The organism is Vibrio jasicida 090810c, from assembly GCF_002887615.1.
Classification (GTDB): domain Bacteria; phylum Pseudomonadota; class Gammaproteobacteria; order Enterobacterales; family Vibrionaceae; genus Vibrio; species Vibrio jasicida.
In genome coordinates, this window is the sequence record NZ_CP025792.1 from 2,590,485 (window position 1) to 2,614,511 (window position 24,027).

General features: G+C 45.4%; 21 protein-coding genes. 16 read left to right on the forward strand and 5 right to left on the reverse strand.

Annotated elements, in window-relative coordinates; translation table 11 throughout:
• Positions 1-211: 211 nt before the first annotated feature.
• On the reverse strand, positions 212-1,348 hold the full coding sequence (argE, locus tag C1S73_RS12375; RefSeq protein ID WP_038873691.1) for an acetylornithine deacetylase: 1,137 nt from the start codon (positions 1,346-1,348) through the stop codon (positions 212-214).
• A 144-nt stretch (positions 1,349-1,492) separates the two neighbouring features.
• Between argE and argC the strand changes: the two genes are divergently transcribed.
• The 4 genes from argC (at position 1,493) to argH (ending at position 6,740) form a co-directional block, all read left to right on the forward strand.
• Positions 1,493-2,497: an N-acetyl-gamma-glutamyl-phosphate reductase gene (gene argC, locus C1S73_RS12380; RefSeq protein ID WP_038873688.1), complete on the forward strand. Its 1,005-nt coding sequence runs from the start codon at positions 1,493-1,495 to the stop codon at positions 2,495-2,497.
• Positions 2,498-2,518: 21 nt separating this feature from the next.
• A complete protein-coding gene (gene argB, locus C1S73_RS12385; RefSeq protein ID WP_038873685.1) occupies positions 2,519-3,310 on the forward strand; it encodes an acetylglutamate kinase in 792 nt (263 codons plus the stop codon).
• 90 nt (positions 3,311-3,400) lie between these two features.
• On the forward strand, positions 3,401-4,615 hold the full coding sequence (locus C1S73_RS12390) for an argininosuccinate synthase (protein WP_038873682.1): 1,215 nt from the start codon (positions 3,401-3,403) through the stop codon (positions 4,613-4,615).
• Between the two features lie 250 nt (positions 4,616-4,865).
• The gene (gene argH, locus C1S73_RS12395; RefSeq protein WP_038865514.1) at positions 4,866-6,740 is read left to right on the forward strand and encodes an argininosuccinate lyase; all 1,875 of its coding nucleotides are present in this window, start codon (positions 4,866-4,868) and stop codon (positions 6,738-6,740) included.
• Positions 6,741-6,894: 154 nt separating this feature from the next.
• Here the strand turns inward: argH and C1S73_RS12400 are convergent, their stop codons facing one another.
• The 3 genes from C1S73_RS12400 to C1S73_RS12415 all read right to left on the reverse strand — a co-directional run bounded on the left by C1S73_RS12400 (position 6,895) and on the right by C1S73_RS12415 (position 9,990).
• Positions 6,895-7,176: a DUF3624 domain-containing protein gene (locus C1S73_RS12400; RefSeq protein ID WP_038865512.1), complete on the reverse strand. Its 282-nt coding sequence runs from the start codon at positions 7,174-7,176 to the stop codon at positions 6,895-6,897.
• Between the two features lie 385 nt (positions 7,177-7,561).
• Positions 7,562-9,034, reverse strand: a complete 1,473-nt coding sequence (locus tag C1S73_RS12410; RefSeq protein WP_038865510.1) for a dihydrolipoyl dehydrogenase — start codon at positions 9,032-9,034, stop codon at positions 7,562-7,564.
• 227 nt (positions 9,035-9,261) lie between these two features.
• On the reverse strand, positions 9,262-9,990 hold the full coding sequence (locus C1S73_RS12415; protein ID WP_038865508.1) for a redoxin family protein: 729 nt from the start codon (positions 9,988-9,990) through the stop codon (positions 9,262-9,264).
• A gap of 173 nt (positions 9,991-10,163) precedes the next feature.
• Here C1S73_RS12415 and oxyR point away from each other — a divergent pair, with 173 nt between their 5' ends.
• Complete coding sequence (gene oxyR / locus C1S73_RS12420; protein WP_038865506.1) at positions 10,164-11,072, forward strand: DNA-binding transcriptional regulator OxyR; 909 nt, start codon at positions 10,164-10,166, stop codon at positions 11,070-11,072.
• Positions 11,073-11,141: 69 nt separating this feature from the next.
• Here the strand turns inward: oxyR and C1S73_RS12425 are convergent, their stop codons facing one another.
• Positions 11,142-13,706 (reverse strand): penicillin-binding protein 1A, encoded by a 2,565-nt coding sequence (locus tag C1S73_RS12425; RefSeq protein WP_038865504.1) that lies wholly within the window; start codon positions 13,704-13,706, stop codon positions 11,142-11,144.
• A 178-nt stretch (positions 13,707-13,884) separates the two neighbouring features.
• Here C1S73_RS12425 and pilM point away from each other — a divergent pair, with 178 nt between their 5' ends.
• The 11 genes from pilM to rpsF all read left to right on the forward strand — a co-directional run bounded on the left by pilM (position 13,885) and on the right by rpsF (position 24,019).
• Complete coding sequence (pilM, locus tag C1S73_RS12430) at positions 13,885-14,901, forward strand: type IV pilus biogenesis protein PilM (protein WP_038865502.1); 1,017 nt, start codon at positions 13,885-13,887, stop codon at positions 14,899-14,901.
• Complete coding sequence (locus C1S73_RS12435) at positions 14,885-15,451, forward strand: PilN domain-containing protein (protein WP_038865500.1); 567 nt, start codon at positions 14,885-14,887, stop codon at positions 15,449-15,451. Before pilM ends, C1S73_RS12435 begins: the two co-directional genes overlap by 17 nt.
• On the forward strand, positions 15,444-16,037 hold the full coding sequence (locus tag C1S73_RS12440; protein WP_038865498.1) for a type IV pilus inner membrane component PilO: 594 nt from the start codon (positions 15,444-15,446) through the stop codon (positions 16,035-16,037). Before C1S73_RS12435 ends, C1S73_RS12440 begins: the two co-directional genes overlap by 8 nt.
• The gene (locus tag C1S73_RS12445) at positions 16,027-16,542 is read left to right on the forward strand and encodes a pilus assembly protein PilP (protein WP_038865496.1); all 516 of its coding nucleotides are present in this window, start codon (positions 16,027-16,029) and stop codon (positions 16,540-16,542) included. Before C1S73_RS12440 ends, C1S73_RS12445 begins: the two co-directional genes overlap by 11 nt.
• 34 nt (positions 16,543-16,576) lie before the next feature.
• On the forward strand, positions 16,577-18,328 hold the full coding sequence (locus tag C1S73_RS12450; RefSeq protein ID WP_038865494.1) for a type IV pilus secretin PilQ: 1,752 nt from the start codon (positions 16,577-16,579) through the stop codon (positions 18,326-18,328).
• A gap of 188 nt (positions 18,329-18,516) precedes the next feature.
• Positions 18,517-19,035, forward strand: coding sequence for a shikimate kinase AroK (aroK, locus tag C1S73_RS12455; protein WP_038865492.1), 519 nt, complete (start codon positions 18,517-18,519; stop codon positions 19,033-19,035).
• Between the two features lie 31 nt (positions 19,036-19,066).
• On the forward strand, positions 19,067-20,167 hold the full coding sequence (gene aroB / locus C1S73_RS12460; protein WP_038865490.1) for a 3-dehydroquinate synthase: 1,101 nt from the start codon (positions 19,067-19,069) through the stop codon (positions 20,165-20,167).
• A 52-nt stretch (positions 20,168-20,219) separates the two neighbouring features.
• Entirely contained in the window at positions 20,220-21,719 is a 1,500-nt protein-coding gene (locus C1S73_RS12465; RefSeq protein ID WP_038865488.1) for an SPOR domain-containing protein, read from the forward strand.
• A 69-nt stretch (positions 21,720-21,788) separates the two neighbouring features.
• Complete coding sequence (locus tag C1S73_RS12470; protein ID WP_038865486.1) at positions 21,789-22,628, forward strand: Dam family site-specific DNA-(adenine-N6)-methyltransferase; 840 nt, start codon at positions 21,789-21,791, stop codon at positions 22,626-22,628.
• 100 nt (positions 22,629-22,728) lie between these two features.
• Positions 22,729-23,400, forward strand: a complete 672-nt coding sequence (rpe, locus tag C1S73_RS12475) for a ribulose-phosphate 3-epimerase (protein ID WP_038865484.1) — start codon at positions 22,729-22,731, stop codon at positions 23,398-23,400.
• A 229-nt stretch (positions 23,401-23,629) separates the two neighbouring features.
• Positions 23,630-24,019 carry a 30S ribosomal protein S6 gene (gene rpsF, locus C1S73_RS12480; protein WP_010443890.1) on the forward strand — a complete coding sequence of 130 codons (390 nt, stop codon included), beginning with the start codon at positions 23,630-23,632 and terminating at the stop codon, positions 24,017-24,019.
• Positions 24,020-24,027: the final 8 nt, after the last annotated feature.

Below are 24,027 nucleotides of genomic sequence, written 5' to 3' on the forward strand. Positions count from 1 at the left end.
CAGTTCTAGTCAAATAAAGCACGCATAGATTGCAATTATTCCACTTCTCTCCTGATTTAGAGCAAAAATAGGTCAGCTTATCGAAGGAGAAGTGAAAATTAATTACAAAATAACGCTCTAAAAGAAGGATATAGCGTGCTAGAGGGGGCGTGGCGCAGATAACAAAATGCAGCTCAATCGAGCTGCATTGTGAGGAAAGTACAGAATGCGACTAACAACAATATTTCACCATCGCACGTGATAACACGTCGATGGTTGGGTCGATAAAGTCGAATGACAAGAACTCATCAGGTTGGTGAGCTTGGTCAATCGAGCCGGGACCTAAAACCAGTGTTGGACACAACTGTTGAAGAAATGGTGCTTCAGTACAGTAGTTAACGGTTTCTGAACTGGTTTGGCAGATCTCTTCTACACCACCGATAAATGGGTGGTCGTGTTGGCATTCGTACCCCGGAATTGGCTCGTGCAGGGGAATGATTTCTAATCGCCCTGGCCATTTCGCTTCGACTTCTTTCAAGGCTCCGCGCAGCATGTTCTCTAAACCATCAAGGCTAATACCAGGAAGAGGACGCACGTCATAATGCAGTTCGCAGCAACCGCAAATCCGGTTTGCACTGTCACCGCCATGAATATGACCGAGGTTTAGGGTAGGGCTTGGAATGGCAAAACCAGGGTGGTGGTACTCTTTCACTAGCTTGTCACGCAGTTGCATCATGGCAAACATGACCTCATGCATGATTTCAATGGCGTTGACACCAAGTGCTGGATCCGATGAGTGACCGGATTTACCTGTTACGCGAATAGCATTTGCCACATGTCCTTTGTGACCTCGAATGGGTACAAGGCTGGTGGGTTCACCAATGATACAGTAATCCGGTTTAAAAGGTGCGTTCTCAGTGAAATGACGCGCACCCAGCATGGTGGTTTCTTCATCACAGGTCGCCAACACATACAGCGGCTTGGTTTGTTTACTCCAGTCGACTTTCTTTACCGCTTCATAAATAAAGGCAAAGAAGCCTTTCATATCCGCAGTACCTAATCCGTAAAAGCGGTTGTCTTTCTCGGTCAGCGTATGTGGGTCAAAACTCCAATGTCCTTCATCAAATGGCACGGTATCACTATGGCCTGCGAGAAGTAAGCCGCCTTCACCTTCACCCATACGTGCGATCATATTGTGTTTGCCTGGTTCCACTTCGATCACTTCAACACTAAAGCCAAGATCTTTAAACCAAGATGCCAGCTTCTCGATCACTTTGGCATTGCCTTGATCCCAACTTGGATCGGTTGAGCTTATCGAAGAGGTACTGATCAGTCCTTCATAGACCTCTAGAAAACTTGGTAATTGCATGGATTCTTCAATTCTCCTGTTGACAGACAGAGCACAAAAATGTAAAACACATATTAAATCATATTTATTGAATAAAAAATCAAAATAAAGCAAAAATTAAATATGAATAGTCATTTTAAGCCTTAAGTATATGGATGTCATGTAATGCTAAAAACCACGATTATCGGAGCCAGCGGCTACACCGGCGCAGAGTTGGCTTTAATGGTCAACAAACACCCTGAACTCACGCTATCAGGTTTATATGTTTCCGCCAATAGCGTAGATGCAGGAAAGAACATTGCTCAATTGCACGGCAAGTTAGCGGGTGTGATTGATATGCCAGTTTCGCCGCTGACTGACCCTGAGCAGGTTGCTCAAGCGTCAGATGTGGTCTTTCTGGCCACAGCACATGAAGTTAGCCACGACTTAGCCCCAATTTTCTTAGAGGCAGGCTGTCAGGTATTCGATTTATCCGGTGCATTCCGTGTGAAAAGCGAAGGCTTCTACAACACCTTTTATGGCTTCGAACATCAATATAACAACTGGCTAGATAAAGCTGCATACGGCTTAGCAGAGTGGAACCAAGAATCAATAAAAACCACTCCTTTGATTGCAGTGGCAGGTTGCTACCCAACCGCTTCACAGCTTGCAATCAAACCTTTATTAGAACACGAATTACTGGATACCAACCAATGGCCTGTGATTAACGCAACTAGTGGTGTATCAGGTGCAGGGCGTAAAGCTTCCATGGTTAACAGCTTCTGCGAAGTGAGCTTGCAACCTTACGGTGTCTTTAACCATCGTCACCAACCAGAGATTGCTCAGCATTTGGGTTGCGATGTGATTTTTACTCCACACCTAGGCAACTTTAAGCGCGGCATTCTTGCCACGATCACCATGAAACTTTCGCAAGGCGTGACGGAAGCACAAGTGGCGAAAGTGTTTGAACAAGCTTACCAAGGCAAGCCTGCGGTTCGTCTTAAAGGTGATGGTATTCCACGTATTCAGGATGTCGAAAATACTCCTTTCTGTGATATCGGCTGGAAGGTGCAAGGCGAACACATCATTGTGATTTCGGCTATCGACAACCTACTTAAAGGTGCATCGAGTCAAGCGATGCAATGTCTCAATATTCATTACGGTTACCCAGAACTGACAGCGTTGCTGTAGTCGTTGAAAGAGGGAAATGCGATGACGCAAACCAATCAAGCTCCTTTAGTCATTAAGCTCGGTGGTGCAGCTCTATCTTGCACTCAAACCTTAAGCCAACTGTTTGCTGCTATTGCGGCATACCAAAAATCAGCACAGCGACAAATCGCCATCGTTCATGGCGGTGGCTACCTAGTTGATGAGTTGATGGCAAAGCTTCAGCTTGAAACCGTAAAGAAAAACGGTCTTCGCGTGACGCCTTATGAGCAAATTCCTGTGATTGCAGGCGCGCTTGCAGGCACAGCAAACAAATTGCTTCAAGGTCAAGCGATTGCGGATGGTCTGAATGCAGTGGGTCTTAGTCTCGCCGATGGTGGGTTATGTCATGTTGAAGAACTTGATCCAGAGCTAGGCGCTGTAGGCAAAGCATCACCAGGTGATTCAACCCTTTTACAAGCGGTGCTAAGCGCAGGTGCACTGCCGATCATCAGCTCAATTGGTCTGACTGAAAAAGGTCAGATGATGAATGTGAATGCTGACCAAGCTGCGGTTGCCGTAGCAGGTGCATTGGATGCGGAGTTAGTGCTTCTATCCGATGTGAGCGGTGTACTTGATGGCAAAGGGCATTTGATCAAAACGCTATCTGAGCAAGAAGCCGATGCGTTGATCAAAGGGCAAGTAATCACCGACGGTATGATCGTCAAAGTTAAAGCCGCTTTGGAGGCTGCCAATGATCTTGGTCGTCCTATCGAAGTCGCGACATGGCGTTACCCAGAGAAACTGACCCAGCTATTCGCGGGTGAAAGTATTGGAACGCAGTTTCTGCCTCAATAAAGCAGAAGCAAACCAGTTTAAGAATTGAACATTAAGAAGTGGTTGGCACTGACCGCCGAGAGCAGCGCCAGTTAAGTTTGGAGAAAAAACATGAGCAAAGTGAACGTAAATAAAGTGGTAGTCGCATACTCAGGCGGTCTAGATACTTCAGTAATCATCCCGTGGCTAAAAGAGAACTACGACTGTGAAGTGGTGGCTTTCGTTGCCGATGTTGGTCAAGGTGCAGAGGAGCTAGAAGGTATTGAAGCGAAAGCAAAAGCTTCAGGTGCTTCAGAGTGCTACATCGCTGACCTGAAAGAAGAAATGGTCGCAGACTACATTTACCCGACACTAAAAACAGGCGCTTACTACGAAGGTAAATACCTACTAGGAACATCAATGGCGCGTCCTATCATTGCCAAAGCGCAGGTTGAAGTCGCACGTAAAGTTGGCGCAGACGCTCTGTGTCATGGTTGTACCGGTAAAGGTAACGACCAAGTACGTTTTGAAGGTGCATTTGCAGCGCTAGCACCAGATCTGCACGTTATTGCGCCTTGGCGTGAATGGGATTTAGTGAGCCGTGAAGAATGTCTGGACTACCTAGCAGGGCGTAACATTCCTTGTTCAGCATCTCTTACTAAGATTTACTCGCGTGATGCGAATGCATGGCACATTTCTACTGAAGGTGGTGTTCTAGAAGATACATGGAATGCGCCAAATGAAGATTGCTGGGCTTGGACTGTAGACCCAGAACAAGCACCGAATGAAGCGGAAACCGTGACCTTGAAAGTAGCGAAAGGCGAAGTCGTTGAGGTAGACGGCGAAGCGATGACACCATACAACGCGTTGGTTTATCTAAACGAGAAAGGTGCGAAGCACGGTGTTGGTCGTATCGATATTGTCGAAAACCGTCTAGTGGGGATGAAGTCTCGTGGTTGCTACGAAACTCCGGGTGGCGCTATCATGATGGAAGCGCTGCGTGCAGTGGAGCAACTTGTGCTGGACAAAGCATCATTTGAATTCCGCGAGGAGCTTGGTCTGAAAGCATCGCACCTTGTTTACGATGGTCGTTGGTTCACGCCTCTATGTAAGTCTATTCTTGCGGCTTCTGAAGAGCTCGCGCAAGACGTGAATGGTGAAGTAGTTGTGAAGCTTTACAAAGGCCACGCAACGGTAACGCAAAAACGTTCGGATAACAGTTTGTACTCTGAAGAATTTGCTACTTTTGGTGAAGATGAAGTTTATGACCAAAGCCATGCTGAAGGCTTTATCCGCCTTTACTCGCTATCAAGCCGTATTCGTGCGTTGAACAGCCAGAAAAAATAAACCAATTTAGCGCCTTATAAGATAAGAGACCTGCCACTATTGGCGGGTCTTTTTCGTTTTTGCTGACCTCATTGGCATAAAGATAAAATAACCATGAATAAATATGTAAAAATATTGAATTTCTACTTTATTTTTATCTGTGATTATCGTAACGTTGAGGCATAAGAAAAAGTGAGCAAATGACCACCGATTTGGTCAACACTTAATGAAGAATACGTTAGCGTAAGCAATAGTCATCAGGAGAAACGCAATGGCATTATGGGGCGGAAGATTTACCCAAGCGGCAGACACCAGATTTAAGGACTTCAACGATTCATTGCGTTTCGATTACCGATTGGCTGAGCAAGATATTGTTGGCTCAATTGCGTGGTCAAAAGCCTTGCTTTCTGTTGACGTATTATCAGCAGATGAGCAGCAAAAGCTAGAACTAGCTCTCAATGAGCTCAAGCTTGAAGTGATGGAAGACCCTCAGCAAATCCTACGTTCGGATGCAGAAGATATCCACTCTTGGGTTGAACAGCAGTTGATCAGCAAAGTGGGTGACTTAGGCAAGAAGCTACATACAGGCCGTTCTCGTAATGACCAAGTGGCAACCGACCTTAAACTTTGGTGTCGTCAGCAAGGCCAACAGCTGTTGATTGCTTTAGACCGTCTGCAAACACAAATGGTAGGCGTAGCTAAGCAACATCAAGGTACGGTGCTTCCGGGCTATACGCATTTGCAACGTGCTCAGCCTGTTACGTTTGCTCACTGGTGTTTGGCTTATGTTGAAATGTTTGAACGTGATTACTCACGTTTGAGTGATGCCCTTAAGCGTTTGGATACTTGTCCGCTTGGATCGGGTGCGCTTGCTGGTACCGCTTATCCAATCGATCGTGAAGAGTTGGCTTATAACCTTGGTTTCCATCGTGCAACACGTAACTCGTTAGACTCGGTTTCTGACCGTGACCATGTGATGGAGTTGATGTCTGTGGCGTCTATCTCGATGTTACACCTTTCGCGTTTAGCAGAAGATATGATCTTCTACAATTCGGGTGAATCTAATTTTATTGAATTAGCTGATACGGTAACCTCAGGTTCTTCTCTGATGCCACAGAAGAAAAACCCAGATGCACTCGAGCTTATTCGTGGTAAGACGGGGCGTGTGTACGGCGCACTTGCTGGCATGATGATGACAGTGAAAGCGCTGCCACTGGCTTACAACAAAGACATGCAGGAAGACAAGGAAGGCCTGTTCGATGCACTTGATACATGGAACGATTGCATGGAAATGGCGGCACTGTGTTTTGATGGCATCAAGGTTAATGGTGAGCGTACGTTAGAAGCCGCGAAACAAGGTTACGCAAACTCTACCGAACTGGCAGATTATCTAGTGGCGAAAGGCATCCCATTCCGTGAAGCGCACCATATTGTCGGTGTCGCTGTGGTCGGTGCTATTGCCAAAGGCTGTGCGTTGGAAGAATTGTCGATTGAAGAGCTGAAAGCTTTCTCTGAAGTGATTGAAGCGGATGTGTATGACATCTTAACCATCGACTCGTGTCTTGAGAAGCGTTGTGCACTTGGTGGTGTCGCGCCTCAGCAAGTTGCTTTCGCCGTCGATCAAGCAGACAAGCGCCTTTCTCAACGTGATACATCAGCAGTGAAAGTTCGACCTGCTCGTCTAACCGATATTGAAACCGTAGAAGGTATGGTTGCTTATTGGGCGAATATGGGGGAAAACCTACCGCGCTCACGCAATGAGTTGGTACGTGATATTGGCTCCTTCGCGGTTGCCGAGCATCACGGAGAGGTTACTGGTTGTGCATCTTTGTATGTCTATGACTCAGGGTTAGCAGAAATTCGTTCTCTAGGCATTGAAGCTGGTTGGCAAGGCCAAGGGCAGGGTAGTGCGATTGTGAACTATCTGGTTGAGAAAGCACGCCAAATGGCTATCAAGAAAGTTTTTGTGCTGACACGTACGCCTGAATTCTTTATGAAGCAGAGCTTCTTGCCAACCTCGAAGTCGTTGCTACCAGAAAAAGTACTGAAAGATTGCGATCAGTGTCCGCGTCAGCATGCGTGTGATGAAGTTGCACTAGAGATCAACTTGTTCGAACAATTGATCCAGAAAAGTAACGTAGCCTAGGTTGATGATTCTATTAGTATTTAAGAAAATACTAAAAAAATTGGAAAAAAACTTGGAACCTTTGAGAGGAAGCCCGGTCTATTAAAGTACCACTGCTTTTTCTTAGAAGAATCTAAGAGAGCCCCAAGACCGGTATTGGTTTTGGGGCTTTTTTCTATCTGTCATCTGGGTGATGAGCATCCTTACTTTCTTTTCCACGACGGCGCTGCCACGGCAAAACCACGAAGCGCATCCATAGGTGCAAAAACAGTAAGCCGTTAAATGCAAATCCGGCAAAGATCAGCGCGATCGATTCAATACTTTGTGGATCATCTTTAAACGCAAACCACCACACGATCCAACATAAAACAGAAAGTACCGTCAGTTGATCCATGCATCGTTGGCAACGTCCGATCTTTTTCCAAAACCAGTGCTCTTGGCAACTTCGACAAGCCATTGTTCTATCCACACTATCTATTTGTCCCTGATTATAACGGCTAACTCATGTTTGAGTTTCTCTTTGTCTGGTTTCTATGTCGTGTCTATCGAACCAAAAATGGAAAATTAACTTGGTTAAAAATGTGTAGCACGTAATTGGTGTATGGTGCGCTGTCAGCCTGACAATAGGAAAAATTATAATGTCGACAGAACTTAAAGTAGCACTAGGCCTTGCTGGTGGTTTCTTCACAATTGGTTTTACTGCCATTGTGCTTGTTAGCCGTTACGCAATGATGACTGCATAAACAACCACTTTGCTCAGTTTGAACTGATAGAGTTGGAATGAGAAAGCCTCGTCTATGACGAGGCTTTTGTTTGTCTGGGAGAGGTAAAGAGAGTGAGCGTTAGCAACCAGGTCCACAATCAAGACAATGTTTGATCATCTCAGGACCTAAGTGGAGCTTCGCATTCAAATCTCGTAGCGCAGTGCGAACGCCTTCTTCAATAACAGGGTGGTAAAATGGCATATCAAGCATTTCAGATACTGTCATTTTATTTTGGTGTGCCCAAGCAAGCAGGTGGGCTAGGTGTTCGGCGTTTGGTCCCATCATTTCTGCGCCCAAGAAGCGACCAGTGCCTTGTTCCCCATAGACATGCAGAATGCCTTTATTTCGAAGCATAACGCGTGAGCGACCTTGATTTTCAAACGATACTTGACCGGTAGCGAAACAGCCACATGTGCCAAAACGCGTTTCTAGTTGCTTGAAGGTTTCTCCTACCATAGCAATTTGTGGATCAGAGAACACTGCTGAGATTGACGAGCGGCGCAGGCCTGCACGAATATCAGGGAAACGACCTGCGTTGTCGCCAGCAATACGTCCCTGATCTGCCGCTTCGTGTAATAATGGAATTTGATTGCTTGCATCACCCGCGATAAAGATGCTCTCTACCGAGGTTTGCAGAGTGTAATGATCCGCCGTTGGTACGCCGCGCTCATCCAGTGCCACATTGGTGTTTTCAATCGCTAGCTTGTCGACATTCGGGCGACGACCAGTTGCTGCCAATACGTAATCAACAATAAAGGTTTCTAGTTCACCATCGTGGTTGATGAATTGGATTTCGACCTTATCTTCACCGTCATTTTCTGGTGAAGTAATACGTTTCATGTTTTCGACTTTTACATCGGCATCAAGGTAGAACTCTTCTTTGAAGGCTTTATCGGCATACGCCATCACTTCAGGGTCGGTCAATGGTCCTACTTGACCACCAAGACCAAATAGCTTCACATTTACACCTAAGCGATGCAACGCTTGACCCAATTCAAGACCAATCACACCCGGACCAAATACGGCAACAGATTCTGGCAAGTCATCCCAATCGAACACATCATCGTTAATCACTAAGCGGTCGCCGAGTTCATTCCATACGGCAGGGTAAGCAGGACGCGAACCGGTTGCGATCACAATACGCTTAGCTGTGATTTGAGTGTGCTCATCAACGATTAACGTGTTGTCGTTGGTAAACTTAGCATAACCCGACACTTTATCTTCAGTAGGAATCTCATCGACGCCTTCCAACACAAAGCCTACAAAGCGGTCACGTTCTCGCTTTACTCGGTCCATGACTTCACGACCATTAATGTAAATGTCGCCTTGTGGATGTACACCAAAGCCCGGTGCTTTCTCGATTTGGTGTACGCTTTCAGCGGCGGCGATCAAAAGTTTCGACGGCATGCATCCGACACGAGCACATGTTGTGCCGTAAGGGCCACCTTCGATCATCACAACGCTGTCTGCGTGTGATTTTGCTGCGCGGTAGGCGCCAAGACCAGCTGTACCACCACCAATAATTGCCACGTCGACATTTAACTGTTTCATAATGGATTCTCGTTTTTTCCAAACGCAGTTGAAGTGACTAAGTTTGGATTAGTGAATTTGAGTTCATTAATCTTGATAACTGGTTGAACGGTGAAGACGACCAGTTATCAAGACTAAGCATAGGAAGTGATTGAGGGGAGTGGTCTCCCAGGCGAGGGATGCTCTGGGAGACCAAGGGCTGAGTTCTAGACAGCGAGATTGCCAACTCAAGCCCATTAGGCAAATTATTAACCTAGGTACGTTTCTAGCTCTTCGCTACCGCCGATGTGTTTACCACCGATGAACACTTGAGGTACCGTTGTGCGACCAGAGATTGCACGTAGACTTACTGTTGTTGCGTCTTTACCCAGAATCACTTCTTCATATTGAAGACCGTGGTCAATCAAGTTTTGTTTCGCCTTCATACAGAAAGGGCAACCTGGTTTAGTGAATACGGTGATTGATTCTTGAGTTTTGTACTCAGGAGCGATGTAATTCATCATCGTATCTGCATCAGATACTTTGAACGGGTCGCCTGGCTCGTTTGGTTCGATGAACATTTTTTCTACTACGCCGTTTTTCACTAGCATGCTGTAACGCCATGAACGCTTACCAAAACCAATGTCGTTTTTATCTACAAGCATACCCATACCGTCTGTAAACTCACCGTTACCATCTGGGATGAAAGTGATGTTTTCAGCTTCTTGGTCAGCTTTCCATGCGTTCATTACGAATGTATCGTTTACGGAAACACATAGAATCTCATCCACGCCATGTTCTTTAAATACAGAGAACAATTCGTTGTAACGTGGTAGGTGGCTTGATGAACACGTCGGAGTAAACGCACCAGGCAAGCTAAATACGATAACCGTTTTGTCTTTGAACAAGTCTTCCGTGGTTACATTCACCCATGCGTCACCTTTACGGATAGGAAAAGTAACTTGTGGTACAGCTTGACCTTCTTTTGATGCAAACATGATGATTTCCTTTTAAATCTATGAATAATTCATTATCGAGCTTAGCGTTATTTAGCGCTCAGTTTCGTTTTCTTGAGCTCATTATTGAAAAAAAACTTTGATAGCTCTAATCGTTTAATGCTATGGTTTTGATAGATTATTTCTATCGCCAAACAAGAAGCGAATCGTACGTTATGAATATCCGAGATTTTGAGTACTTGGTGGCGCTTGCGGAGCACAAGCATTTTCGAAAAGCAGCGGAAGCTTGTTTTGTTAGTCAGCCAACATTGAGTGGCCAGATTCGTAAACTAGAAGACGAGTTAGGCACTGCCCTGCTTGAAAGAAGCAGTCGTCGCGTGTTGTTTACTGACTCTGGTTTACAGTTGGTTGAGCAAGCAAAACGTATTTTGAGTGAAGTAAAAACCTTCAAAGATATGGCGAGCGGTCAAAGTGGTGCCATGACTGGCCCAATGCACATTGGCTTTATCCCAACAGTTGGTCCTTACCTCCTACCTAAAATAGTTCCTCACCTTAAAGAAGAGTTTCCAGATTTGGAGCTATTTTTACATGAGGCGCAGACCCACCAATTGGTCCGTCAATTAGAAGATGGCAAGTTAGATTGTCTTGTTTTAGCATCGGTTGATGAGACTGCGCCCTTTAAAGAAATTGAGGTGTACAACGAGCCTTTAAGTGTTGCGGTACCTTGTGATCACGAATGGGCTGGGTTAGATCATATTGATATGCTCGACCTCAATGGCAAGACGGTGTTGTCTTTGGGTGATGGTCATTGTTTACGAGACCAAGCTCTGGGTTTCTGCTTTGCTGCAGGAGCGAAAGATGATGAGCGCTTTAAAGCGACTAGCCTAGAAACACTGCGTAACATGGTGGCGGCGGGAGCAGGGATTACTCTGTTGCCACAGTTGTCTGTGCCGCATGAAAAGAAAAAAGATGGCGTGTGTTACGTGCCAGCAATGAACCCAACACCATCACGCAGCATTGTGTTGGTTTACCGTCCAGGCTCTCCATTGCGTACGCGTTTTGAAACCTTAGCAGCGACCATCAAAAACATTCTTGAAGCGAAAGAAGCACCAATTGCAGCCTAGCTTTGAGATGCTGATATAAACAAAAGGGAGCCAATCGGCTCCCTTTTTCTTTGTTAGTATTGCGTGGTATTAGAACAGTTCTTCTGCACCGCCGCTACCACCAGAGTAGATGCTGTCTTCCAGGCTGTTGCCGACATACTCGGTTGGTTCTGTGCCTTTTTCGAAGTATTCGAACATGGATGAACCATCAACTTTATGAGTCAGTAGGCCACTATCACGATCGATACGAACTCGAACGATATCGTCTGGAATATTCTTACCTTGTTGAGGCACTCCGTCTAGTGCAGCACGCATGAAATCAATCCAAGCTGGTTCTGCCGTTTTCGCGCCAGATTCTGCACCAGAAATTTGGCCTTTCCCTAGGTTACTGTTCACAGTGGTACGGCCTAACGTGCGAGAGTGATCATCAAAACCAACCCATGCAATAGCCACAATACCCGGACCGTAACCGTTATACCAAGTGTCTTTTGAGTCGTTGGTTGTGCCCGTTTTACCACCGATATCACGACGCTCCAGTTTCTGTGCTCGCCAGCCGGTACCGTTCCAACCTGTACCATCACGCCAGCTGCCACCACCCCAGATATTGCTGTACATCATCTCGCGCATGATGAATGCATTTTGAGCAGAGATAACTTGTTTTGCATATTGTGGTGTGTCGTTTTCTAGAGCGTTATCAGGGGCAATGTTTTCCGTTGTTACATCTTGCTCACCAAATTCGGCTGCAAACTTATCTTCAGGCTGTACTGGCATTTGAGGGCAGTCGTGCTGACAAATCACTTTTGGGTTTGCCTTAAACAGTACTTCACCAAATGAGTTTTCAACGTGGTCAATGTAAAACGGTTCTACATAGTAGCCACCATTTGCAAATACAGAGTAGCCTTGTGCGACTTTCATTGGTGTTAAGCTACCAGCACCCAATGCGATCGTTTCTGAACGAGGCACTTGGTCAATATCAAACCCAAAGCGAGTTAGGTATTCACGTGTTTCATCTAGGCCAACTTCACGTAGTGTACGTACGGCCATTACGTTTTTCGACTGCGCTAAACCGATACGTAGGCGAGTTGGGCCAACGTAAGTCGGCGGTGAGTTCTTTGGACGCCATGCCGAACCTGAACCTGCATCCCACTTGTTGATTGGCGCATCGTTTACTAGTGAAGCAAGGGTTAAGCCCTTATTGATTGCTGCCGAATATATGAATGGTTTGATACTCGAACCAACCTGACGAATAGACATGGTTGCACGGTTAAACTTGCTATGAACAAAGTTAAAGCCACCAACTAGAGACAGTATTGCACCGTTTTCTGGGTTCATTGCCACAAACGCTGTATTTGCGCTTGGTACTTGGCTTAGCTTCCAGTTATTGATGGTTGTGCCTTCTTTATCTGTCGTACTGATTTCACGTACCCAGATTTGTTGGCCTACAGCTAAGATCTCTTTGGCTGATTTCGGTGCTCTACCTTGACGTTGATCAGTCAGGTACTTACGAGCCCAATTCATACCAGTCCAAGCGATGGTTTGCTCTTCGTTATTTTTCACCCAAACTTGCGCGGTTTTGTCATCGACTTTAGTGACAATAGCAGGATAGAGCTGGCCATAGGTCGGTTGTTTCTTCAGATGCTTTTCAATTTGTTCTGAATCCCAAGCCGTTTCGCCTTCTTTCCACAGTACTTTTTCCGCGCCGCGGTAGCCGTGACGTTCATCGTACGCAAGGATGTTATTGATGGATGCGGTATTTGCGGCATCTTGCAGTTTTGAATCTACCGTCATGTAGATATTTAAGCCTGACGTGTAAGCCTGCTCCGCACCGTATTCTTTTACTGCCCATGAGCGTGCTAACTCTGCAACGTATGGAGCAGAGAGTTCAATCTCAGCACTGTGGTAGCGAGCAACAATCGGCTCTGAACGTGCTTCATCGTACTGTTCTTGAGTGATGTATTTCTCATCTAGCATACGCATCAAAACCACGTTACGACGGTTTGTTGCGCGCTCTAGTGAGTAAAGCGGGTTCATGGTTGATGGCGCTTTTGGCATACCTGCCAGTGTTGCGATTTCACTCAAGGTCAGTTCATTTAAGCTCTTACCAAAGTAAACTTGAGCTGCTGCGCCAAAACCGTAAGAGCGGTAACCAAGGAAGATTTTATTGACATACAGCTCCATGATTTCTTGTTTAGAAAGCAGCTGCTCAATATGAATGGCAATGAAGATTTCTTTAATTTTACGCATGATCTTCTTCTCGTTAGATAAGAAGAAGTTACGCGCTAGCTGCTGAGTAATAGTACTCGCACCTTGTTTTGCTGAACCCGATAACGCAACAACAACAGCTGCACGCGTAATGCCGATTGGGTCAATACCTGGGTGCTCGTAAAAGCGGCTATCTTCGGTCGCGATCAGCGCATGAATTAAATCTTGCGGAATTTCGTCGTAGGTAACAGGAATTCGACGCTTCTCGCCAAACTGTGCGATCAGTTTCCCGTCTTGACTAAATACCTGCATAGGTGTTTGTAATTCAACATTTTTTAGTGTTGCAACATCTGGCAATTCAGGCTTCACGTATTGATAGAAGCCAAAAATTGTGGTGACTCCAAGAATTATGCAAATCAATGTTAAAAATAATAAACGCTTTATGAACTTCACCGGAGAATCCCTGATTGGTTGAGGCTGTGTAACGGCAAACCCTTGTACTCTTAGGTCAAAAATTTAGCACATAAGAGATATTAACTCTTATTTGGATGCTAATAACAACCTTTGCACGAAGAAAATTCTCTGGGTGCTAATGACACTGGCACACAGGAATTTCGGAGCGAGAGTAGAGATGGATAAGCTATTAGTTACGGGCATAGATATCGGCCATAACAGCCTCAAAGCCGTGGTACTTAAACCCAATGGCAACAGTTATGCCTTACTGGGTTACAAAGAAATAATACTTAAAGAAGGTATTGTCGCTGAAAATAACACCATAAATCATCAAGAAATTGTAAAGACCCTAAAAGAGATGAAAAAAGACCTCCCTTTTAGGGCTAATCGAGTCGCGATTTCAGTTCCTGACAATGCGGTGATCAGCAAAAAACTGCAAATCGAACAAAGTTTAGAGGAAAGTGAAAAAGAGTTTGCCGTCGTACAGGCTTTTTCTCATCAATCGCCGTTCCCTGTAGAAGAGCTTAGTCTTGATTTTGTATTAGTGGAATCTGATGAGCAAATGCGTGGGACAGAAAGCTATCAAGTTTTCGCAACACGTAAAGACGTGGTGGAAACCCGCGTAGAAGCATTGCAAAAATCTGGTCTAAAAACCGTGCTGGTGGACGTGCATTCCCAAAGTCTTGGGCATATCTGGAAGTTAACCACGGAACGCTACCCTGACAAAAGCAAATACTGTCTACTGGACATCGGGGTATTAAATAGCTCGTTCACTATGTTTACCGAGCAAGGTGAGTTATTCCATAAAGAGTTTGTGTGTGGCACTCGTGCCGCTAGTGGCCTTTTGCACGACAACCCGCTTTCTGATGATGCTCAAGTCATGACAGAACAATTCAACCGTCAAGTTGTGGATCGCGTGAAACGTCAAATGCAACTCTATACCTCTATTAATGGTTCTCAAGATATTAAAGGTATTTGGCTCTCCGGTGAGGGGGCGTCCACCCCAATGTTAGCTGAAGAGCTCTCCAGTCAACTGGCGCTCGAATGTGAGTTGCTTAACCCACTGGGCTTATTTGAAATGAAAGTTTCTAAGCGCAAGCGCCGCGCCGCAGATTGGCAGCACTTCACTACCGCTGCGGGTTTGGCAGTTCGTGGTATCCAGTGGCTGGGAGGTCATCATGCTCTATCACATTAACCTGCTCCCTTGGCGTGAAAATCAGCGTGAAGAACACCGCCGCCGTTTTGTCGGTTTGATTGTGCTTGGTGTTATTGCGGCGCTGGGTGTGCAGTGGGGAATCGGTAAATACTACCAGTATCAACAAGATCAGCAGCAACAGCGTTTGGACTACCTAGCACACTATATATCTCAGTTGGATAAACGCATTGAGGCAATGAAGATTGCAGAGCAAGAGCACGGCAAAATCCTAGAGCGTTTGAAAACGGTGGAAGGTTTACAAAACGGACGTAACAAAACCACTGAGTTTATGAACTTGATGCCGTCGGTGATTCCGGATGGTGTCTACGTCGACAAAATCAAAATGAACGATTTTGAGATTGAAATCTCTGGTATTTCAGACAGCACACCACGTTTGGCGACGATGTTAGACAATATGGAACGCTCTGCGAAGTTACTTGATGTAGAGATGCATTCTATCGTTCATGGTAAAGCGCGTTTTGGTAAAGAGTTCCAAACGTTCAAAGTCTCTTTCATGTTTAAAGAAGCGGAAGGAGAGCAACGTGGTTAATTGGCAAGATCTTGATATGGATGAAATTGCTGAGTGGCCAGTGCTGCCTCAGTTAGTGGTCATCTTATTAATGGTGCTTTTAATCCAAGGTTTTGGGTATTGGTTTTACTTAAAGCCCGAAGAGGAGCGCTTGAATACGTTGATTCAAGAAGAGCAAACCTTGAAAGTCGCGTTGCGCATCAAAGCTAACAAAGTTGCGGCCTTACCCCAGCTACAATCTCAACTCGATGAGTTAACCACGCGCTACGAGTTGTTGCTTCAGCAATTACCTGCGCAAAAAGAACTGGCAACTATGTTGGCCTCAGTCAACGAACTCGGTATTGATAACAAACTGACTTTTACTCGGATTGACTGGGGTAAAAAACAATCTGAACACTTCCTTTATCGGTTACCGCTCAATATCGAGTTAACGGGAGATTTCCACGACATTGGTCGTTTTTCACAAGCGATAGCGACATTACCTCGCATCATCACATTTAAAGACGTGACTTGGCAGCGTGTCAGCCAAGAAAGTGAGACGTTGCACTTCCGTGTTAAGGCGAATACATACCAGTTCAAACCAGAGGAACAGAAAGATGCGAAATAGTTCTTTGCTGATGGTTTGTATGGTCACGTTGCTAACGGGTTGCCAAGCCAATGATGAGTCGCTTACCGGTTTTATTCGTGATGTAGAAAACCAAGCTCGACGTGACGTCTCCAAGCTCAAGCCCGCCGAAGAATATGTGGTGGTCAATTACGACCCTCAAATCATGCGAGCACCGTTTGAGCTGCCGAAGGAGGCGACTATAGCCACCCAACCGGTTGCCAGAGAAGACTGTTGGCAACCACCTTCAAGGAAGCGAACTGGCAAGTTAGAGCGTTTTCCTCTTGGGCAATTGCGTTTGAAGGGCGTAATGGGAATGGGAAGTAGCGTATCTGGGTTAGTCCAAGCGCCGAATGGCACTGTTTATAAAGTAAAACCGGGCCAATATTTAGGGCGCAACAACGGCAAGGTCACCCATGTATCCCACAACTATTTATTGATTAATGAAACTCTGCCAGACGGTCTGGGTTGTTGGCAAAAACGCAAAGTTAAGTTGGCGTTGAGATAGGCATAGCTGCATTTATTTTTGATATTGAGTAATGATGAAAATGAGACAAGGATTAACACGTATACCAAGGAAGCTAATAGGGCTCTTCTCTTTTTGGTTGTTTTTATTTTTAGCCCCTTTCGCAGTCGCGAACGAAGTTCAGTCTAATGCCTTCAAAAGCATTGATTTCCGTACCAATAAAGACAAAGACGCGGTGATCGTGGTTGAGCTTGCTTCGCCTGCTGCCATTGTGGACATCAAGCGCGTGCAAGAAGGCTTGAGTATCGATTTGCTCAATACGTCAGTTAAAGATGATCAGCTTTATCTTCTTGATGTAAAAGACTTCTCTACCGTAGTGGAAAGTGTCGAGATATTTCGTGATACCTCGACAACGCGCCTCGTGGCTTATATTGATGAAGACTATACCCATGATTACCGTCTGACAGGGCGATACTTGGAAGTTAAAGTGGGTAAGCTCAAGCCGAACGAAAAGGTGCCAGACAAAAGTATTCTGGAAAAAGAAGGCAAGTTGATTTCGATTAACTTCCAAGACATCCCAGTGCGTAACGTTCTGCAACTTATCGCGGATTATAACCAGTTCAACTTAGTTGTTTCTGACTCAGTAGAAGGCAATCTCACATTGCGTCTTGATGGTGTGCCTTGGCAGCAAGTACTCGATATCATTCTGCAAGTAAAAGGCTTAGACAAACGCGTGGATGGCAACGTTATTCTGGTCGCACCAAAAGATGAGCTGGACTTGCGTGAGAAGCAGCAGTTAGAGAAGCAGAAGCTTGAGCAAGAGATGGGAGATCTTTCTTCGGAGATCATCAAAGTGAACTTTGCGAAAGCCTCTGATATCGCAGAGATGATCAATGGTGAAGGTAATATCAGCATGTTGTCGGACCGCGGCAGTATGACGATTGATGAACGCACCAATTCTCTGCTGATTCGAGAGCTTCCTAGTAACATTGAAGTGATTCGTGAAATCATAGAGTCTCTCGATATTCCAGTGAAACAGGTTCAAATTGAAGCGCGTATCGTTACCATCAATGAAGGTAATATGGACGAGCTGGGTGTTCGTTGGGGCTTTACTTCTATTAATGGTAGTCACACGGTGGGTGGTTCTATCGAAAACAACCTTGCCACTATCGGCCTTTATGATGGCGGAGGTGGTGACGGCGAAGGTGACGACGGTGGTGGTAGTGTCGGTATCGATGACTTCCTTAACGTCAACTTGGCAGCAACCAGTCCAAATGCAACCAGCCTTGCCTTTCAAGTGGCTAAGCTAGGTTCTGACACCTTGTTGGATTTAGAGCTGTCTGCACTACAACAAGAATCAAAAGCTGAAATCATTTCAAGTCCACGTCTCATTACCACTAACAAAAAACCGGCCTATATAGAGCAAGGTACAGAGATCCCTTATTTAGAGTCGTCATCCAGTGGTGCAACTTCTGTGACCTTTAAAAAAGCTGTGCTTAGTTTGAAGGTGACACCGCAGATTACTCCTGACAACCGTTTGGTGCTGGATTTAAGTGTTACGCAAGATAGACCAGGGCAAGTGGTAAAAACGGGTACTGGTGAGGCGGTAGCGATCGATACTCAACGTATTGGTACTCAAGTGTTAGTGAATAACGGAGAGACCGTCGTACTCGGTGGTATTTTCCAACATAGTATTACCAACTCCGTCGATAAGGTGCCTTTATTAGGTGATTTACCTCTGTTAGGAGCGCTTTTCCGCCGAAGTTACGAAAATGTAGGCAAAAGTGAGTTGTTGATTTTTGTTACACCGAAGGTCGTTATTCAGTAAGACAGAATCAGCAAAAAAACGATTAGATCAAAAATAAAGTTGCATTAGTGGCACCATGCTTGGATAATTTCGGGTCTTATCACGAATTATCTGTGAGGAATTGGTGCCACAAGCCTTGTGAAACAGCACTTTGGCTGTGTTTTCTTGTGGCGATCTTATTGAATTAACGTTGTAAATTACCGCTAAATATGGCTGAGAAACGTAATATTTTTCTTGTTGGCCCAATGGGTGCCGGCAAAAGTACAATTGGTAGACATCTAGCACAGCAGCTGCATATGGAGTTCGTGGACTCTGATACAGTGATCGAAGAACGTACCGGTGCAGATATCTCTTGGGTTTTTGATGTAGAAGGTGAAGAAGGCTTCCGTAAGCGTGAAGAAACGGTGCTTGAAGACTTAACTCAAGAGCAAGGCATCGTGCTAGCGACTGGTGGTGGCTCTGTAATGAGCAAAGAAAACCGCAATCGCCTTTCTGCTCGTGGTGTTGTTGTTTACCTAGAAACAACTATCGAAAAGCAACTTGCACGTACAAACCGTGACAAGAAGCGTCCATTACTTCAAACGGACAATCCTCGTGAAGTGTTGGAATCTTTGGCAGGCGAACGTAACCCACTATACGAAGAAGTAGCGGATTACACAGTTCGTACTGACGATCAGAGTGCAAAAGTGGTAGCCAACCAGATCGTAAAAATGCTAGAAGAGAGATAAGCATTTATCTTTTTCAAATTGGAGCACACCGATGGAACGGATTACGGTCAATCTAGCAGAGCGTAGCTACCCAATCTCTATTGGCGCCGGGTTATTTGAGGACCCGGCGTACCTTTCTCAAGTTCTCTCAAATAAAAACGCAAATCAGAAGGTTGTCGTGATCAGTAATGTCACGGTCGCGCCTCTGTACGCGGACCAAATTCTTAGTCAACTAAAGCAACTTGGTTGTGATGCCTCTTTGCTTGAATTACCCGATGGTGAGCAATACAAAAGCCTAGAAGTATTTAATCAAGTCATGAACTTCCTGCTAGAGGGAAGCTATGCACGTGACGTTATGATTATTGCACTGGGCGGTGGCGTGATCGGTGATTTAGTTGGTTTTGCTTCCGCTTGTTATCAACGTGGGGTGGATTTTATTCAAATCCCGACCACCTTGTTGTCTCAAGTTGATTCTTCAGTTGGTGGTAAAACTGCGGTTAACCATCCGCTGGGCAAAAACATGATTGGCGCTTTCTACCAACCTAAAGCAGTCATCATTGACACCAATTGCTTATCTACACTGCCAGAGCGTGAGTTCGCCGCTGGTATTGCGGAAGTGATCAAGTACGGCATCATTTATGACGGTGCGTTTTTCGATTGGTTAGAAGAGAATCTCGAACGCCTCTATGCCCTTGAAGAAGAAGCACTGACTTACGCGATTGCACGTTGTTGTGAAATTAAAGCGGAAGTCGTTGCTCAAGACGAAAAAGAATCGGGTATCCGAGCGTTGCTCAACTTGGGTCATACTTATGGTCATGCTATTGAGGCTGAGCTAGGTTACGGCAATTGGTTACATGGTGAAGCCGTTTCTTCTGGCACCGTGATGGCTGCGAAAACGTCACATCTTCGTGGGCTTATCACTCAAGAACAGCTTGATCGCATTATTGCGATTCTGCGTCGTGCGAAATTGCCAGTCCACACTCCAGAAAGCATGACTTTTGATGATTTTATGATGCACATGATGCGTGATAAAAAAGTGCTTTCAGGTCAGCTTCGTTTAGTTTTACCTACGGGGATTGGTAGTGCAGAAGTCATTGCCGATACTCCTCAAGATGTGATCAAACAAGCTATCGACTTCGGTCGCGATATTTAACCTTGTAATGACGTCTTCGGGCGTCATTCTTGTTGTTTATTAAGGTTATTAGATGAGTTTTGCTCACGTTCTGGAATTGGATTCTCAAACCGAGTTATTGGATCGATTAGGATTGTTAACCAACTTTGGCTCTAATCTTATCGCGATTAATGGCCATGCGGGATATGGCAAATCTTGGTTAGCGCAACGATATCTTGAGCTTGGTGCAAGTAACAAAAATCAATGTTTGCTACTTTGTCATGCCAATCAAGATGATGTTCAACGTCGAATGCTCATCTTGAGCCAGATCGTTTCGGATGCTTTATTTAACCAACAAGATACCTTGGTTGACAGTCTTGAAAGAATCTTGGGTAACGAGGCATGCGACATCGCTATTGTTGTCGATGATGCACATCTTCTCAGTGAAACGTTAGTTTCGGAGCTTTGGACGTTAGTACTTGCAGCGCAAGTGAATCCGAAGTGGAAAATAAACATCTTGTTATTCACACAAGCTGGTCGATTGGAATCATTATTGTCACGTATTAGTTACGGACAAGAGCACAAACCAGTAGAGCTTGATGTAGAAATGCTCTCAGAAGTGGAAGCGCGTCGTTTCTTTGAATCCTTGGTGATTCGGTACGTTGATGATGAATCCGAAAAGCGCGTTCGAGATGCATTTAAAAAAGTCGACCCTGTACCGGGCGACATCATGGCGTTAGGAGAAATGAAAGTGGAAAAAAGGATCGTTATCCGCTCAATTGTTGGCTCACCACTAAATATCGCATTGGTGGTGCTGGTTCTATTACTGTTAGCAGCGGGTGGGTACTGGTGGATGTTCAATCAACCAAGTGCTGACGATAAAGCTCAGCTGATCACTGGTAGTATTGAACAAACGGCCATTCCAACCTTAACGACCCCAGAATCAAAAGTCAGTGGTGCAGATTCTGCAACCGCGCAAAATGATACCAATGAGCAAGCGGATCTAACTAAGGCAACGGACGATTCTGATTCACTGCCTCCAGCGGTAACGGATGAAGTGGCAAGTGTTGGCTCTGAAGATAAACAGCAACGCGTTGTGATTGAATCTGACGTCGTGGATGCGCTGTTGGAAGGAAAGCCAGAGGAAGCCAATACAGATGACATCAAACAAGTGGTTGAAGAGTCTGTTCCTCAAGCGAAAACTAGCGCTGCTTCGTCATTGATTAATGTGGTTCAAAAAGAGCAGGTTGCATCAACAGAACCGAGCCCTTCCAGCAAGCCGATCGTAAAATTCTCTTTTGCGCGAAAAGAGCTCAAAGCGATTTCGCCAAGAGCGTATACCTTGCAGCTAGCCGCAATGACGTCAATGGAAGATGTGCAAGCTTTTTTGGATGAACACCAACTTAGCCAACAAGTGAGAATCTACCCAACCGTGCGCAGCGGGACGGAATGGTACATTGTGACCTATAAAGATTATCCGACTATCCAACTTGCACGCGATGCGGTGGAAAGTTTGCCAGAATCACTGAAATCGTTGAGTCCTTGGGCAAAATCTTTAGGTCAGGTGCATCGTGAAATTGATCGCGTGAAATAATCCTGAGCTTCGTTGAAAAATATGTTACATTCCGCAGCCTTAATTTTTGGTCGATAGATAGAGCAGTAGATGAAAAAGCAACGAGCCTTTCTTAAGTGGGCAGGAGGAAAATACGGTCTGGTTGAAGACATCCAACGTCATTTGCCACCGGCTCGAAAGCTAGTTGAACCTTTTGTTGGTGCAGGTTCAGTATTTCTAAATACTGATTATGACCAATATCTATTGGCCGACATCAACCCTGATTTGATCAATCTCTACAACTTACTGAAAGAGCGTCCTGAAGAGTACATCTCAGAAGCGAAACGCTGGTTTGTTGCTGAGAACAATCGTAAAGAAGCGTATTTAAGTATTCGTGCTGAGTTCAACAACACAGACGATGTGATGTATCGATCACTGGCCTTCTTATACATGAACCGTTTTGGTTTTAATGGCCTTTGTCGCTATAACAAAAAAGGCGGCTTCAACGTGCCTTTTGGCTCATACAAGAAGCCGTACTTTCCAGAAGCTGAAATGGAATTCTTTGCTGAAAAAGCGAAGAAAGCCACTTTCGTTTGTGAAGGCTATCCTGAGACATTCAGTCGAGCACGTAAGGGCAGTGTGGTTTACTGTGATCCACCTTATGCCCCACTATCGAACACAGCAAACTTTACCTCTTACGCTGGAAATGGCTTTACGCTTGATGACCAAGCCGCATTGGCGGACATCGCAGAGAGGGCAGCGACTGAACGCGGCATTCCTGTTTTGATTTCTAACCACGATACGACACTCACGCGCCGCTTGTATCATGGTGCTGATCTGAGCGTTGTTAAAGTTAAGCGTACTATTAGCCGTAATGGCAGCGGCCGAAACAAAGTCGATGAGTTACTGGCTCTTTTTAATGCGCCGAACTCGGATACTTCTGCCTCATAATTCTCACACTATTACGTCTAAGTAGTGGATCTCCCCACTGGCTTCGGTAGAATTGCGCGCAACATTATTTGTTGTTTGCTCGCCACTACTGAGGTCAGGTATGAAAGATTTTCTTATTGCTCCATCCATTTTATCGGCTGATTTTGCTCGTCTCGGTGAAGACGTGGAAAAAGTACTCGCAGCGGGTGCGGATGTGGTGCATTTCGATGTAATGGATAACCACTACGTACCAAACCTGACTTTTGGTGCGCCAATCTGTAAAGCACTTCGTGACTATGGCATCACGGCTCCAATCGATGTTCACCTAATGGTGAAGCCCGTAGACCGTATCATCCCAGACTTCGCGAAAGCGGGTGCATCGATGATTACCTTCCACGTTGAAGCATCAGAGCACGTTGATCGTACATTGCAGTTGATCAAAGAACATGGCTGTCAAGCTGGTGTAGTACTTAACCCAGCTACACCGCTGTCACACCTTGAATTCATCATGGATAAAGTTGACCTAATTCTTCTAATGTCAGTAAACCCTGGCTTTGGTGGCCAATCATTCATCCCTCATACGCTGGATAAATTGCGCGCTGTACGTAAGATGATTGATGAGTCTGGCCGTGATATTCGCCTTGAAATTGATGGTGGTGTGAAAGTCGATAATATTCGTGAAATTGCGGAAGCTGGCGCGGACATGTTTGTCGCAGGTTCTGCAATTTTCGGTCAGCCAGACTACAAGCAAGTGATCGACCAAATGCGTGAAGAGCTAGCAAAAGCAAAATAAGCATTGAAGTCTTAAGCTTCCAAGGCTGTCACTTTGCTGGCAGCCTTTGTCGTATCTAGGGCTAGAGCGAAGAAAATATCGTCTGAGTGACGCAAATAATCACTTGCCTATTTTGCTTCCTTTCTGTACTATCCGTCTTCCTTAATTCTCGGTCAATTTTCTTTAGTTCCTTGCTTCCTCTGGACGACCGAGCCAATCGTGGAAGCTAATAATCCGTAAGGAGCAACCAATGCGTCATTACGAAATCGTATTCATGGTGCACCCTGATCAAAGCGAGCAAGTTGCTGGCATGATCGAGCGTTACACTGGTTCAATCACTGAAGCTGGCGGTAAAATCCACCGTCTAGAAGACTGGGGCCGTCGTCAACTGGCTTACCCAATCAACAAGCTTCACAAAGCTCACTACGTTCTAATGAACGTTGAAGCTGACCAAGCTGTAATCGATGAGCTAGAAACTGCTTTCCGTTTCAACGATGCAGTTCTACGTAACATGATCATGCGTACTAAAGCGGCTATCACTGAGCAATCTATCATGCTTAAGCAGAAAGAAGAGCGTGCAGAGCGTGCTCCTCGTCGCGAAGAGCGTGCTGAAGCTAAGCCAGAAGCAGCTGCTGAGTAATATTTCTT